We start from the raw sequence: 14,993 nt of genomic DNA on the forward strand, positions 1-14,993 counted from the left end.
GCTCAATTTCTCGCTCCACGGTGGGGACTTCATCGCAAACAAGAAGTGAAGAAAGATAATGCAACTGCACAGTCTCATCGTCTACGAGCCGTGCGGGGTACTTTTTCCAGCGAGCCTTCAGCAGTGCAGCGTCACCGGTAACGGCCGCCTGCTCCAATAGATCGTGATAAACACGTGCCTCAAGCTCATCAAGCTCCAAAGCCCCGCTTACACGGTGCTTACGCAGCGCCGGAAGCAAAGCCAGCAGCGCTTCGATATCGCCAAGACCGTCAAAGGCTTTACACAGGAGATGCAGTACCTGGGGATGCTTCCCCGGGCTTTTCCTAGCAGCTTCGAGTGTTTTCAATGCCTTTTCGTATTGCCGATCGTTTAACTGCAGCTCTGCTTGAGTAAGGTCTACGGCAATTATCGCCTCAAGATCGCTCTCCGCAGCTTGCATCAAATGGCGGCGCATCTCCTCGGGCTCCTGAAGGCGGTAACTCGCCCGCGCCGACAACAGATAATTAAGCAAAGGCGATTCGCTATAGCGAGCGCCTCGCAGTAACTGCTTTCGAGATCGTGCCCAATTGCCCTCTACAAAATTGATCAGTCCACGACTGGTGAGCCGCGCTGATTGGCGAAGGCGACGCTCCCCCGCCCAGTTCAAGACATTGGCAGGGCTGGTAACAAGACGATGCAGAAAGCGTACGGACGCATACAAAAGCAGTACGACCGTTGCGATAAGTAGGATTCCCACCCAAAAACTGGTCTCTACCGTGTAACCACCGTAGGCAATGAGCAGGTATCCAGGCTCTGTCTCGATCAGCGCGACAATACCCACACCAGCGACCAGCGCCAGCAGTGCAATAACAAATAAGCCGCCCATCGCTCTAGTTACCGCTGCGCGCGAGGCGCGCCTGCATCACAGTATCCAAAGCCACAAGAGAGGCGTTGAGGTCAGGCAAGCTAACCGACACACGCTCATCCCGAATGAGCCTAAGCTCCTCGGCCATCGCCACTGCGGACTGCTCGTCGGCTTTAAAAAACTGTGTCACCCAACCTTCGGCCCGCTCCAGGCTCTGGCGAAATAGCAGCTCATTGCCAGAGAGCATGGCCACCTGGGCTTGCTCGAGCAGCATGCGCATATTTTGCCGAACCAGTCCTTCGTACTGCGGGTCCATGAGGGTCTCGACGGGCACGTCGCGGCGACTCACAACAATGTATTCAGACAATTTGCTCAGGGCCATTTCATAACCTTGAGACAGTCGCGTCTGCCAGTCTTCTCCAGCTATGGGCTCCATCTCCACTCGACGCTCGGGTAACTCAAATAGGACGAGTGCATCCGTCTGGCGTATCAGCGCATCGAGACGCAAATACAGCCCTTGAATATCCAGCTTGGGCACGGCACGCAAAGCCGCCACGTCAGCGGCAACCGCTGAACGCAGGCCATGGAGGTCCGCATCATCCATGGCCCGTAAAACAGTGTCCGCGCTTCGCAGTAGGGCCTCAGCAGACACGTTGTCGCCGGTCATAATCAAGCGTTGATTGGCTAAACGCAGAAGGTACTGCACCTCCGCGAGCTGCCAGCTTTCACGATCCTCAACGGTGAGATCATTAATACGCTGCTGCTGCTCGCGCAGCGCGCGCTGTAACCCTGCTAACTGCTCATCAACGACGCGCTGCACACTTCCCGCCACATCGTTAGTAGCCGATTCCAGTCGACTCACCTGGCTTTGCTGTGTTTCCAGAGCGCGTCGAAGATCCTCCCCCGCACGCTGTTGCCGGGCCTGGATAGCCTCTACCTCGAGCTCGATTTTGCGCTGGAGGTTGTCACGCATCTGATCAAAGGTTGTAACGTCCTGTCCGGACACTGACTCCAGGCCCTGCACTCGCTGAAGCAACAGTCCTTCACGACGTTGCATATCAGTGATGAGATAAAAAACACCGACAGCCATTACCAGCACCAGTAGCAAGGCTAGCCAGGCGATAGGTGTAGCGCCCGAGCGCTGAGGCGCCGCGGGGGGAGCCACAGGCGCTGATGCGGGGGTCACCGTTATTGCCTCTGGACTTGCTGCAGATGCGACTGTACTGGACGGTTTGGATACAGCGGCCTGCCCATCGGCATCGACAGACTCAGCATCTGTGTTTTGGACATCAGTGATCTCAGCGTCAATCGCGCTGCCTGGATCATCCTGATTTTTCTCATCGCTCAATACCGTGTCTCCCAAGATGCGCCTTGCGCCAGGTTGTCGCGGCCGCCAACATGGCGGAATCAGAGGCATTTCCGGCCTGCTCGACGCGCTCCCAACCAAGCTGGCCGGCCTGCTCTGCTACTCGCAGCGAAGGCACCAGCAACGTTATCATCGCTAAGTTAGTGTGTTCTCGGGGCTGAAGCAAACCTGACAGCCGCTCCAAACCTTCCCCGCTGCTGACCAAAATAAGCGCCAGTTCCTGCATCGCGACCAAGTCGCGACATTCTTGGGCATCCTGCACAGCAAGGCCCCGTTTGTAGCACTCCAAAGAGTCTACCTTGGCGCCACGCTCCCGTAATTGCTGCTCGAGAAATTTGCGACCCCCCTCACCTTTGACGATCAAAACCTGCTGCGACTGCAAATCCGCCAAACCGGGCATCGCTAGTAGGCCCTCGCTGCTCATATCGCTCTTGGGACGAGCGACCTGCAAACCCTCTGCCTCCAGACAAAGCGCCGTACTCTCCCCCACCGCCCAATAGATCTGCCCCAGAGGAAGTTGCGGCCAATAATCGTGAATGCATGCCATCCCCAGGCGCGCCGCATTGGCGCTCACAAAAATGACATGTTCGTAGCGATCAAGATCAAGTATTCGCTGACGCTGAACACCCGGTAAAGGATCAACAGGGTCAATCGTCAACATGGGCATATGCAAGGGCGTAAAGCCGGCTTTGCCGAGTGACGACATCAGGCTATCGGCCTGATCTAGAGGCCGGGTAACCAGAACGCGCGGCTCAGCGCTCATAAACCTCGGCGAGTATCGCTGCCGCGCCTGCTTCAAGAAGTGCATCGGCTACCGAAATACCCAGAGCCTCAGGATGATCGCGATTACCCCGAGCATCGGCACGTAAAGTATTGCTGCCATCGGGTCGACCGACGAGGCCGCGCAACCACAGCTGATCTCCCTCATGCACCGCATACGCGGCAATGGGCACTTCGCAGCCACCCTGAAGGCGACGATTCAGCGCTCGCTCGGCCAATACGCACTCGGCTGTGGGTCCGTGATTGAGTGGTGCAAGCAGCTTTTGGGTGGCAATGTCATCGCTGCGTACTTCAATGCCGACAGCACCCTGACCTCCCGCGGGAAGCGATTCGGTGACGGGAATGCGCGCGCGAATACGCCCGGCCATCTCCAAACGAATCAAGCCAGCACAAGCCAGTATGATCGCGTCGTACTCCCCTTCATCGAGCTTGCGAAGACGTGTATTGACATTGCCTCTGAGAAATCGAACCGTGAGATCCCGGCGATTCGCACGTAACTGGCACTCCCGGCGCAGACTGGAAGTGCCCACGACAGCGCCGGCTGGCAGCGCATCAAGATTTTCGTAGCCGTTGCTCACAAAAGCATCGGCAGGCTCTTCGCGCTCGCAAATCACCCCAAGCTCTAGACCTTCGGGAAACCCCATGGGGAGATCTTTCATAGAGTGCACAGCGATGTGCGCGCGGCCATCCAGTAATGCAGTCTCTAGCTCTTTGACGAACAGGCCTTTACCACCTACCTTTGCCAGTGGTACATCCAGAATCTGATCGCCTCGGCTGGTCATCCCCAGAAGCTCTACGCTAATACCCGGATGCATCTCCAGCAAAGAGTCGCGAACAAAGTAGGCCTGCCACAAGGCAAGTGGGCTTTCTCGGGTGGCAATAACAACGTCAGCAGGCATGGAAACTCAGTAGAGCAAAAACCTAATAATAGCATTTGAGAGCTCAGGCCTACGCCGTCATTGCCGCCTTAATTTCACTGAGATGACGACGGCTCACCTGAGGCCGCTCGGCAACATCCGCAAGCTCCACCAACCAGCCGTCATCCGCGCGAAGCATCCGCAAAATATGTGCTCTGGCCACCAGTGCGTTGCGATGAACCCGCAGGAAACGCCCGTTAAATTCGGCTTCCAAATCTTTGAGCGACTCGCTGAGTAGAATTTCCCCGCTGGGAGCGCAGGCTCGCACGTACTTGTCTTCCGCCAGGAAACAACGAATGTCGGCAAGCTGCAGGCTTTCTATTCCCCTGTGCCCAACGCTGACCACTTGATCCCGGCCAGCGCCCGCTACCCCAAGAGAATCCAGCTGGGCCCGATTAACCCGCACCGCTGCCTGCAGCGCACGCTCCAACTCCCGCTCGCGCACGGGCTTGAAAAGATAGGCGATGGCGTGATTGCGTAGGGCTGCTAAAGCGTACTCATCATAAGCCGTGCAAAAAATGACCGCCGGAGCAGCTGGCTCATGTAGCAACTGTGCTGCGACTTCGACGCCATCCATCTCTGGCATTCGAATATCCAGAAGCAAAATCTGCGGCTGCTCCTTGCGCACCTGCTCAAGTGCTTCGACGCCATTGGCCGCTTCAAACAAGTCGTCATCTGGTCGCAATCTTGTCAGAAGGCGAAGTAGTCGCTGCCTGGCGAGAGGCTCATCATCAACAACTAGAATCTTCACGCAGGGACCTCCCGCTCAAGGGGGATGCTTATTCGCGCCCGATAGCCATCAGGCTCCAAACCCACTAAGAGTGATGCGGACGCGCCGTACTGCGCATCCAGCCGTTGCCGAATGTTGTCCAAGGCAATGCGATTACCACCAGGCCGATCAACGACTCGCTGAGGCACCGGGTTATGTACTTCTACACAGAGCAGCGAGGACTCCCGCCACGCACGGATTCGTACCGTACCGCCTTTGGGGCGCTGAGAAATACCGTGATAGACCGCATTTTCAACCAAGGGCTGCAGCAGCAGAGCGGGCAAGGTCGTATCGCTTAAAGCCTTATCTATCTCCCAGTCCACGATGAGCCGATCTCCCAGACGTAAGCGCTCAATCTCCAGGTAGAGTTCACAGAGACGGCATTCCTCACCCAGACTGCTGTCGCGACCATCCCCGGACAGCGCGGCACGAAACAGCTCCGCCACATCCTCGATAGCCTGCTCCGCACGATCTGGCTGCACAGCGATAAGGCTGGCAATGCTATTGAGTGTATTAAACAAAAAGTGTGGTCGAATTCGTGCGCGCAGAGCATCCAGTCTCAGCTGCAACTCGCTTCGCTGCTGCAACGCCACCCGCTGCTGCAAATAGGCATAGCGCAAAACGATTGCCGCAAGAATCAGGGCCAGCAGAGCATTACGTAGCGCCCAGTCTGTGAGGCCACCACTCTGAGGCCCAAGCAGTGGATAGAACCGAAACACCAGCACACTGGACAGTGTGCTTACCAACAGGACAACGCCCAAACAGACCGCCGCAGCGGCAGCCGGCGTGAAATGGAGTAAACCTTGTCGCAGGCGACAGATAATTGCGATGCACAACAGTACGTTCCACTGCACGAAAATAGATCCCGTACCCAGTAACCGCCAGTCAAACTCTGCCAATGGCCCCAACGCCAGCACGTGCAGCAACACCATCAGTTCCGCCAAAAGCACGGCGAGAAACACGGCCTGTGCTGCGCAGAGGTCGGGGATAATAAAGCCATCATCACGAGGCTCTGTATTGTCGGTCGCTGGGGGCCGCGGGCTCTGCATACTGGACCTCCGGGCTATCACTACAAAAAATTAGTACAAAATTAATCCACAACAGCGCTTACAAACCAAATCTGGAAGAAGCGTATTGTTACCAGACACCGAGTGAATCACATATTCACGGTCCAGCGCGCTGATATACTTGCACGCCTTCCAGACCGGGACAAGAAACAGCCCGGTTAGACACCGCATTTATAGGAATAGTCACAGTATGTCGGATCAGAGCGACAGTCCCAGCCTTTGGGGTGGACGCTTCAGCGAGGCTACAGACAGCTTCGTGCAGCGTTTCACCGCCTCCGTAAGTTTCGACCAGCGCATGGCGGAGCAGGATATTCGCGGCTCTTTGGCGCATGCGCGCATGCTCGCCGCCACGGATATTTTGAGCAAGGAGGAGCTTGAGTCCATCGAAGATGGCCTGGCGACCGTGCAACAAGAAATCAACAGCAACACGTTTCCCTGGTCTGTCGAACGGGAAGATGTGCACATGAACATCGAGGCACGACTGACCGCGCTCATCGGCGAAGCGGGAAAAAAACTGCATACAGGTCGCTCACGTAACGATCAGGTCGCGACAGATATCCGCTTATACCTCCGAGATGCAATTGATGCCATTGCCGCAGAACTCACTCGCCTACAAACAGGCTTAATTGAGCTGGCCAGCACTCACGCCGCCACCATCATGCCCGGCTTTACGCATCTGCAAGGTGCGCAACCGGTAACCTTTGGCCATCATATGCTGGCCTGGAACGAAATGCTTGAACGCGACTACAGTCGTCTTATGGACTGTCGCAAACGTATGAACCAATGCCCCCTGGGCGCAGCGGCGTTGGCGGGAACGACCTTCCCTATTGATCGCGAGCTGACCGCCGCCGCGCTCGGATTCACTCAGCCCACAAATAACTCGCTGGACTCGGTCTCAGATCGCGACTTTGCCATTGAATTCGCTGCGGCATCGGCACTGATCCTCACGCATCTATCACGCATGAGTGAAGAACTGGTGCTGTGGACATCGGCACAGTTTCAGTTTGTCGAGCTGCCGGATCGCTTTTGTACCGGTTCATCCATCATGCCCCAAAAGAAAAACCCGGATGTACCTGAGTTGGTTCGAGGTAAAACCGGTCGGGTCACCGGCCACTTAGTAGCGTTGCTTACGCTCATGAAAGGACAGCCGCTGGCTTACAACAAAGACAATCAGGAAGACAAAGAACCGCTCTTTGACTGCATCGACACGGTTTTGGACTGCCTCCGGGCGTTCGCCGACATGATGCCGCATGTTATGCCGCGCAAAGAGCGTCTCCGGGAGGCCGCCAAAGCCGGATTTGCTACCGCCACAGACCTTGCGGATTATCTGGTGCGCAAAGGTTTAGCCTTTCGCGATGCGCATGAGATTGTGGGCAAAGCCGTGGCCGAAGGTGTGAGACAAGAGCTGGACCTTGCTGACATGTCGCTGTCCGCGCTCCAAAGCTTCAGCACCCTCATCGAGGCCGATGTATTCGACGTCTTGACCGTGGAAGGCTCCGTCGCTGCCCGGGATCATTTGGGCGGCACGGCGCCAGCACAAGTACGCATAGCCGCAATCAATGCGGGTAGGGCTCTGGAGACTCGCTAGGTGGGGGAGCGGGCGTTTATACTCCTATCCTTTTTGCGTGGCAGCATGCAGCATTTACTGACATTCAACATCCTCAGGCACAGGCGACGCTCGCCAGGGAAGACGGCGACCCTGAGCCACAGCCTAGCGTGTGCGCTTGCACTGACGCTTACAGGCTGTGGTCAGATGGGGCCTCTGTATCAGCCCCTGCCGGAGCAGCCGGCAGCGGAGTCCTCGGCTGCCGATGATGAGACAGCACCAGGACGAGGCAACTGAAGCACCATGGGATTCACCTACCGTAACGAGCGTTTGTTCGCAGAAGAACTGGATTGCGAGGCCATCGCAAAAGAATACGGCACACCGTGCTACGTGTACTCCCGCGCAGCCATGGAGGCCGCGCTTGCCCAGTATCATGAGGCGCTCAAGGGCTGCGAGCATCTTGTTTGCTATGCGGTAAAAGCCAACTCCAACATTGCCGTGCTGGATACTCTAGCGCGCTGCGGCGCTGGCTTTGACATTGTCTCCCTAGGCGAGCTGGAACGGGTGCTCGCCGCAGGCGGTGATCCCGGCAAAGTCGTGTTTTCGGGTGTCGTTAAACGTCGGGATGAGATGCGCCGGGCCTTGCAAGTCGGTATTCGCTGTTTCAACGTTGAATCCGAAGCCGAGCTTGAAGTACTCCAATCTGTCGCCGCGGAGATGAATCTTCGCGCACCGGTGTCAGTACGCGTCAATCCAGATGTCGACGCGGGCACCCACCCTTACATCTCCACGGGACTGCGAGAAAACAAGTTCGGTGTCGCTACTGATGCAGCCATGGCACTACTACGCCGTGCCAAGACACTGGCAAACATTGATGTCAAGGGGCTGGACTGCCATATCGGATCCCAGCTTGTGGATATGTCACCGCTGCTGGATGCTCTGCAGCAGCTGCTGCTCATGGTCGATGTCCTGGAAGCCGAGGGCATCCACATACATCACCTGGACCTCGGCGGCGGTATCGGTGTGCGGTACCGAGACGAGGAGCCCCCTGCCGTAGCTGATTATATTGCCGCGGTACGCAAGGCTCTGGGTGATCGCAATCTATGCCTGGTGTTTGAGCCGGGGCGCTCTATTGTCGCCAATGCCGGCGTACTGCTGACTCGCGTTCACTACCTCAAAGAAACCGATACCCACAGCTTCGCGCTGGTCGATGCCGCAATGAATGACTTTATTCGTCCAGCGCTGTATCAGGCCTGGGTCGATATCCAGGCCACAAGTCCGAACGACGCCCAACCGCGTCTTTGGAACGTTGTGGGGCCGGTTTGCGAGACCGGGGACTTTCTTGGCAAGGATCGCGAGCTGGCACTGACTCCCGATACTCTTCTGGCCATCCACGGGGCAGGTGCCTACGGCTTTGTGATGAGTTCCAACTACAACACCCGGCCTCGGGCTGCAGAAGTTATGATTGATGGCGATAGCGCTCACCTCATTAGGGAGCGGGAGACCATAGAAGACCTGTTGCGCGGCGAACATCGTTTGCCGCAGTGAATCGACAAGCCGGACAACAACAATCATATGCCAGTGAAATTCACGAAAATGCATGGCGCGGGAAACGATTTCGTCATGATCGATACCATCAGCCAACGCATCAAGCTGAGGCCGAGGGATATCCGGAAAATTGCCGACCGCCGTCGGGGTATCGGTTGTGATCAAGTGCTCCTGGTCGAACCCCCCGGGCAACCCGACGCCGACTTTCGCTACCGCATCTTCAATGCGGATGGCAGTGAGGCCGGACAATGTGGCAATGGCGCTCGCTGCTTCGCGCGTTTCGTGCGCCATCGACGACTCACACACCTGCAAAAAATGGTGGTAGAGACTGGCAGTAGTCTCATGACGCTGACGATTCGGGATAACCACGAGGTGGAGGTCGACATGGGTCCTCCACAATTTGCCCCCAAAGACATCCCCTTGCGTCGGGATTGCGTGGCCGCAGAGTACGATCTCATGGCCGCCGGCGAACAGCTACGCATTGGCGCAGTTTCCATGGGTAATCCACATGCCGTTTTGCGTGTGGATACTGTGGACGATGGAAGCCTGGAAAGACTCGGTGAAGCGATTCGAAGCCACGTGGATTTTCCCGAGGGAAGCAACGCCGGATTTTTAGAGATTGTGGACCGAAAAAACGTTCGTTTGCGCGTCTTTGAGCGCGGCGTTGGCGAAACCGAGGCCTGCGGATCCGGCGCTTGTGCGGCCGTGGTCTACGGTCGACGCATGGGCTGGCTGGATGATCGGGTGACAGTGGAATTGACCGGGGGTAAGCTGAACATTCACTGGCAAGGCGATGACAGTTCGGTGCTTATGACCGGTCCAACAGCCATCAGTTTCGAAGGTACTATCAGGCTGTAGTCCCCAGCCTTTATTCTGGGAACAGTTTTAGCGCTATGTTTAGTAAAGGTTTATCGGCGGGAGCATTGCCCCGCTTTTCTAGTTGAGTAAAAGAGGCAAACAGACCCGTGGACGAAGACGATGTTCGTGACTTTCTAGTACAGAACCCCGACTATTTTCAGAAGAATCCCGAGCTTCTGGGGCTCATACAAATCCCTCACTCAACCGGTGCTGCAGTTTCTCTGGTGGAACGTCAGGTGAGCGTCCTTCGCGATAGAAACGTTGATCTACGCCATCGTCTCAGAGATCTTGGGAGCACAGCAAAAGACAACGATCAAATGTTTTCCGATACCCGGGAGCTGGTGCTTGGCTTACTGCCCGCGCGAAACCTCGCAGAACTTGAGTCAGCGCTCATCAAAGTGCTGCGTGAAGCTTTTGATATCGAGTACGGGGGCTTGATGCTCTTTGATGACGCGGATGAACACTCGGATCCGGTGCGCCGCGTCCCGGAATCACAACTCAAAGGCAAGCTGGGATCATTGTTGGCTCGCGGATCCGCTGGCTGCGGCGCGCTGAGAGCTGAGGACTTCAGCTTTCTGTTTCCCGGCGCAAAAATTGTTGGCTCGGCCGCTATTGCCCTCATTCAAAGTGATGGCAAATCCCTGGGCGCACTGGCCGTGGGCAGCTCCAATGCCAACCACTACGATAGTGACATGGGTACGCTGTTTTTGGAGTTTGCTGCCGAAGTCGTCGCGGGGCTACTGATACGGCTCGATCGATCCTAAGCGATGTCTGGCCCCGCCCCTCTATCGGCGAGCCTGGCACAGCGAATCGCCGCGTTCCTGGAGTACCTCCGAAGTGTGCGCAGACTCTCCATGCACACCGTCGCGGCCTACCGCAGAGACCTCGACAGCTTCGAGGGCTTTTGCCAACAGCAGGCCTTAGATACCTGTAGGAATGTTCAGGAGAGCCATGTCCGTCAATGGCTCGCTCAGGGGCATAGGACAGGTTTGGCGCCCAACAGCCTGCAACGTCGCCTCTCTGCTTTACGCGCCTATTTTCAATGGGAAAGCAGAGATACCGGGCAACGTCGAAACCCTGCGCTGGCGGTGCAAGCCCCCCGAAAGCGACGCAAGCTACCGGGAACCCTCGAAGCGGATCAAGTCGGCGTGTATTTGCGCGCCGACGACAATGACCCACTGCAGCTCCGTGATTTAGCCATGGCCGAACTGCTCTACTCCTCGGGTTTGCGTCTTGCAGAGTTGCGCGCGGTGAACGTCCACGATATCGACCGAAGTCAGAGCCTCATATCCGTAACGGGTAAAGGCAGTAAAACGCGCACGGTGCCCGTGGGCCGTGCAGCTATCAATGCTATCGATGCTTATCTTCCCCATCGGCCAACACCCTCAAACCCTGCGGACGCACAGGCCCTTTTTGTGAGTGGTCGCGGCAGACGTATCAGTGAGCGCTCCATACAATCACGGATTCAGCTCCTGGCAGAACGCAATGGACTGGGTCGGAATGTTCACCCGCATATGCTTCGCCACTCCTTTGCCAGCCACCTACTGGAATCCAGTGGTGACCTGCGGGCCGTACAAGAGTTACTGGGACACAGTGATATCTCTACCACCCAGATTTACACTCATCTTGATTTCCAACATTTGGCCAAAGTCTACGACGGCGCTCATCCCAGGGCGCGAAAACGAAAGGATGAAGACAGCTAATGCCCATCAAAGTCGTGACCTTCGATCTCGACAATACGCTCTGGGACGTCGAGCCGGCACTGCTGCGCGCCGAAGAAGTACAGCGGGAGTGGCTGCTGACGCACCGCCCCGGCGCCATCGACGATATCAGTCATGATGAACTGTGGAGCCTGAAGAAGCGTGTTTGGAAAGCCCATCCAGAACTGGCTCACAATGTCAGCGGGATGCGCCAATTATTCCTTCAGGAGCTCCAACGCGCAGCAGGGTATGACGAAGAGGCAGCCAGAGATGGTGCACGTCAGGCCTTTGAGGTCTTTCTTGCCGAGCGACAAATAGTCGAACTCTATAGCGAAGCTCTGACAGTTCTCGAGACTCTAGCCCGACGCTTTCGACTCGGAGCCCTAACCAACGGCAACGCCGATGTGTACAAAACAGATGCTGGCGAATACTTCGATTTTGCGTTTCTTGCAGAAGACATCGGGGCCAGCAAACCGGCCCCTGATATGTTCCGTGCGGCTTTGAGCACTACCGGCGTCGACGCTAGCGAAATCTTGCATGTCGGAGACAACCCAGAGCACGACGTTATAGGCGCTCTGCAGGTAGGCATGCATGCCATATGGCTCAATGCTGACGGGACATCCTGGCCCTCGGTTCATAGCAGCGAAGGCTATGCGCCGCACGCGACGATCAAAGCTATCGGCGAGTTACCTGCGGCCGTGACACAACTTGAGCTGCAGTTAAGTAAAGCTGCGCGATAAACAACTAGTTGCCAAAACGGGCACCGCCGTAGCTAGGACACTGCATCTCGCACATGTGGGCGGGACCCACACCCACAGTATTTAGCTCCAGTGTGAATTCGGCCTAGTCATCGCGTACAGATCTTTGATCGTCACCTGCACATAAGCCCACACGGTGGCTGGCGTTTGTTGACGTACTGCCTAAGGCTCCCCAGGGGCTGCATAAAGTGCGACGCCACCGGTGGATACACCAGCAAGAGACAAGAGCGTCTGCCAGAACGTTAGACGCAGGTATGCACGTTCGATGCTTGCAAAGCCGCCTGCGGCTTTCTCCTCCCCGGTACTTCGATGGTCTTCACTCGAGGGAGATTAGTGCACCGGGGTAATTAGATAGCTTCCTCGCCGGTTTCCCGGGTTCGGATACGAATCACCTGCTCAAGGCTGGATACAAAAATCTTGCCGTCACCAATCTTGCCCGTATCGGCCGCGGACACGATTGCCTCGACAGAGGCATCCAGCTGAGCATCACCCACGGCTACCTCGACTTTGATCTTAGGCAGGAAGTCCACCACGTACTCGGCACCGCGATACAGCTCAGTGTGTCCTTTCTGGCGACCAAAGCCCTTAACTTCAGTCACAGTAATACCCTGAACCCCTACGTCGGCGAGTGCGGATCGGACATCGTCGAGTTTGAACGGCTTGATGATCGCGGTAATGAGTTTCATGGCAGCACTGCTCTGGTCTTGAATTGATAGCCGATGATAGGGACTCAAGGTATCCGGCTGCAAGCGCTTCGCATCTATGGCACCGCCATTACGTCAAAGAAAACGAGAGTTCCCCGTCTCAAACAAACGATGATTCACCCCGAAAATGTAAATACTAACGAGAATGATTCTTATTTATTGTAACTTTATCATTTAGTCAGTAACATCATTTGGGTTAGGGTCACTACCTCGACTCCCCCAGTAATGCTTGGAGAGCATAATGAACAACAGCCACATCTGCTTCCGCCACACTTCTTTGGTGCTGGTTGTATCCGCCGTTCTGACTGCCGCCACCTTCACCACCGCAGTGCAGGCCGTTGAAGAGGTGTTTGTTTTTGCTAACACAGACGATGTTCGCTCACTTCCCGGCTCCGCCGCCTTGGTCGGCGAAGAGCAGTTCCAGATCGAATTTGCCAATGATATCAATCAGCTACTGAAAACCGTGCCCGGCATCTATATCCGTGAAGAAGATGGCTACGGCCTCCGCCCGAACATCGGGATTCGCGGCGCCACATCCGAGCGGTCTTCAAAAATCACCCTCATGGAAGACGGTGTAATGATGGCGCCGGCCCCCTACTCCAACCCCTCCGCTTACTACTTCCCCACCACGATGCGTATGCACAGTGTAGAAGTACTCAAAGGCGCACCGCTGCTACGCTACGGCCCGCAGACGACGGGCGGTGTTGTGAACATGATCTCTACCCCAATACCCGAAGCTCTGAGCGGCAATCTTGACCTTCGGGCCGGACAGAACGGCGAGCAGGATCTCTTGGCCAACGTCGGCGGCCAATACGGTCAATTTGGCTTTCTGCTGGAAACAGCCCAACGGCGCAGCGATGGCTTTAAGGAAATCGACCGCGGAAACGACAGCGGCTACGACATCGAGGATTATCTGGTGAAACTCGCCTGGACCGGCGAGCGTCAGTCTCTTCTCTTTAAAGCGCAGTATTCCAACGAGGTATCCAACGAGACCTACCTGGGCCTCACGGACGCTAATTTTGCCAACAACGAAGACCGCCGCTACGGACTATCGTCTGTGGATCAGATGAATAACTATCACGCGGGTGTGAGCCTCCGCTATGGACTGCAAGTAAGCGATGATCTGTCGCTGACGGTTACGGCCTACCAAAACAACTTTTCTAGGGACTGGTTCAAGCTTAGCGGTGGCAACTCCTTTGTGAGCGCAGCCAATGCCGGGGATACAACGGCTCAGGCGATTCTTGACGGTAGCGCCGACACTTTCGGGCTCGGATACAAGCACAACAATCGCGACTATGAGTCCCGGGGCATAGAACTCAACTTCGACCAAAGCTTTGGCGACCACAGCCTGAGCTACGGCGCACGCATCCACGAAGACGAAATGGATCGCTTCCAGCCCATCGATGTTTACGATCAGATTAATGGGGAGCTGCTGCTCTCTGGGCGTATTGAGCCGACGGGGAGTAATAATCGCCTGGAGGACGCCCAAGCGCTCTCCGGCTGGATCGTTGATAGCTGGCAACTGAACAGTGCACTGAATCTGAATCTTGCGCTGCGCTACGAAGATGTCGATAGCAGTCGGCGGCAGTTTTCGGATCCCGATCGCGAGACCGGCCCAAGCCGTCGCAGCAACAACTCCAGCGAATGGCTGCCGGGGGCATCGTTCACCTATGAGCTCAGTGATAAGTGGCAGGCGCTGGCAGGCGTGCACCGAGGATTCTCACCACTTGGCGGTGGTGCGCAGGACTTTGAAGAGGCCGAGACAAGCATCAACTGGGAAGCAGGAGTCCGTTATACGGGCAGCTGGTACTTGGAAGCCATTGCCTTTTACAGCGATTTTGACAACAAAACAGAAAACTGTTCTAACGCCAACCCGTGCAGCAATGGTGCAACTGCCGGTGCGTTTACTACGGGTCAAGCGGTCATTCAGGGCCTAGAGCTGCAAGCGAGCACCGTGCTCAGCTTTGGCAACATGAATGCTCCTATTGATCTTGCATACACCTACACAGACGCGGCGATCAGTCGTGACAACCCGGAGGAAGGGTTCGATGACGGCGACACCCTCGCCTCGGTTCCACAGAATACGCTCAGCCTGCGAATGGGGCTCGAGACAGCTATGAACTGGGACAATTACGC

15 protein-coding genes are annotated in these 14,993 nt (G+C 56.3%); 8 read left to right on the forward strand and 7 right to left on the reverse strand.

Annotated features, from left to right (window positions below; translation table 11 throughout):
- From ACI9KD_RS14610 to ACI9KD_RS14635, 6 genes are all read right to left on the reverse strand, one after another.
- Positions 1 to 865 (reverse strand): heme biosynthesis HemY N-terminal domain-containing protein (locus tag ACI9KD_RS14610; protein ID WP_414981911.1); only part of this gene is annotated, 865 nt, incomplete at its 3' end.
- Positions 866 to 869: 4 nt separating this feature from the next.
- Positions 870 to 2,192, reverse strand: coding sequence for a uroporphyrinogen-III C-methyltransferase (locus tag ACI9KD_RS14615; protein WP_414981912.1), 1,323 nt, complete (start codon positions 2,190 to 2,192; stop codon positions 870 to 872).
- Complete coding sequence (locus ACI9KD_RS14620) at positions 2,182 to 2,973, reverse strand: uroporphyrinogen-III synthase (protein ID WP_414981913.1); 792 nt, start codon at positions 2,971 to 2,973, stop codon at positions 2,182 to 2,184. Before ACI9KD_RS14620 ends, ACI9KD_RS14615 begins: the two co-directional genes overlap by 11 nt.
- Complete coding sequence (hemC, locus tag ACI9KD_RS14625) at positions 2,963 to 3,889, reverse strand: hydroxymethylbilane synthase (RefSeq protein WP_414981914.1); 927 nt, start codon at positions 3,887 to 3,889, stop codon at positions 2,963 to 2,965. Before hemC ends, ACI9KD_RS14620 begins: the two co-directional genes overlap by 11 nt.
- A gap of 49 nt (positions 3,890 to 3,938) precedes the next feature.
- Entirely contained in the window at positions 3,939 to 4,658 is a 720-nt protein-coding gene (locus tag ACI9KD_RS14630; protein ID WP_414981915.1) for a LytR/AlgR family response regulator transcription factor, read from the reverse strand.
- Positions 4,655 to 5,725 carry a sensor histidine kinase gene (locus ACI9KD_RS14635; protein WP_414981916.1) on the reverse strand — a complete coding sequence of 357 codons (1,071 nt, stop codon included), beginning with the start codon at positions 5,723 to 5,725 and terminating at the stop codon, positions 4,655 to 4,657. Before ACI9KD_RS14635 ends, ACI9KD_RS14630 begins: the two co-directional genes overlap by 4 nt.
- Before the next feature lie 208 nt (positions 5,726 to 5,933).
- Between ACI9KD_RS14635 and argH the strand changes: the two genes are divergently transcribed.
- From argH to ACI9KD_RS14670, 7 genes are all read left to right on the forward strand, one after another.
- Positions 5,934 to 7,331: an argininosuccinate lyase gene (gene argH, locus ACI9KD_RS14640; protein WP_414981917.1), complete on the forward strand. Its 1,398-nt coding sequence runs from the start codon at positions 5,934 to 5,936 to the stop codon at positions 7,329 to 7,331.
- Between the two features lie 45 nt (positions 7,332 to 7,376).
- On the forward strand, positions 7,377 to 7,586 hold the full coding sequence (gene lptM / locus ACI9KD_RS14645) for an LPS translocon maturation chaperone LptM (protein ID WP_414981918.1): 210 nt from the start codon (positions 7,377 to 7,379) through the stop codon (positions 7,584 to 7,586).
- Positions 7,587 to 7,592: 6 nt separating this feature from the next.
- Positions 7,593 to 8,837, forward strand: coding sequence for a diaminopimelate decarboxylase (lysA, locus tag ACI9KD_RS14650; protein ID WP_414981919.1), 1,245 nt, complete (start codon positions 7,593 to 7,595; stop codon positions 8,835 to 8,837).
- A 27-nt stretch (positions 8,838 to 8,864) separates the two neighbouring features.
- A complete protein-coding gene (gene dapF, locus ACI9KD_RS14655; RefSeq protein WP_414981920.1) occupies positions 8,865 to 9,695 on the forward strand; it encodes a diaminopimelate epimerase in 831 nt (276 codons plus the stop codon).
- A 107-nt stretch (positions 9,696 to 9,802) separates the two neighbouring features.
- Entirely contained in the window at positions 9,803 to 10,459 is a 657-nt protein-coding gene (locus ACI9KD_RS14660; protein WP_414981921.1) for a DUF484 family protein, read from the forward strand.
- A gap of 3 nt (positions 10,460 to 10,462) precedes the next feature.
- Positions 10,463 to 11,398: a tyrosine recombinase XerC gene (xerC, locus tag ACI9KD_RS14665; RefSeq protein ID WP_414981922.1), complete on the forward strand. Its 936-nt coding sequence runs from the start codon at positions 10,463 to 10,465 to the stop codon at positions 11,396 to 11,398.
- Complete coding sequence (locus ACI9KD_RS14670; RefSeq protein WP_414981923.1) at positions 11,398 to 12,135, forward strand: HAD family hydrolase; 738 nt, start codon at positions 11,398 to 11,400, stop codon at positions 12,133 to 12,135. The genes xerC and ACI9KD_RS14670 overlap by 1 nt, the downstream gene beginning before the upstream one ends.
- Positions 12,136 to 12,500: 365 nt before the next feature.
- On the opposite strand, the gene ACI9KD_RS14675 is transcribed toward ACI9KD_RS14670, so the two are convergent.
- Entirely contained in the window at positions 12,501 to 12,839 is a 339-nt protein-coding gene (locus ACI9KD_RS14675; RefSeq protein ID WP_414981924.1) for a P-II family nitrogen regulator, read from the reverse strand.
- Between the two features lie 259 nt (positions 12,840 to 13,098).
- On the opposite strand from ACI9KD_RS14675, the gene ACI9KD_RS14680 reads away from it, so the two are divergent.
- A partial coding sequence (locus ACI9KD_RS14680; protein ID WP_414981925.1) for a TonB-dependent receptor family protein occupies positions 13,099 to 14,993 on the forward strand: 1,895 nt, incomplete at its 3' end.

Source organism: Congregibacter sp. (genome assembly GCF_047617445.1).
Classification (GTDB): Bacteria; Pseudomonadota; Gammaproteobacteria; order Pseudomonadales; family Halieaceae; genus Congregibacter.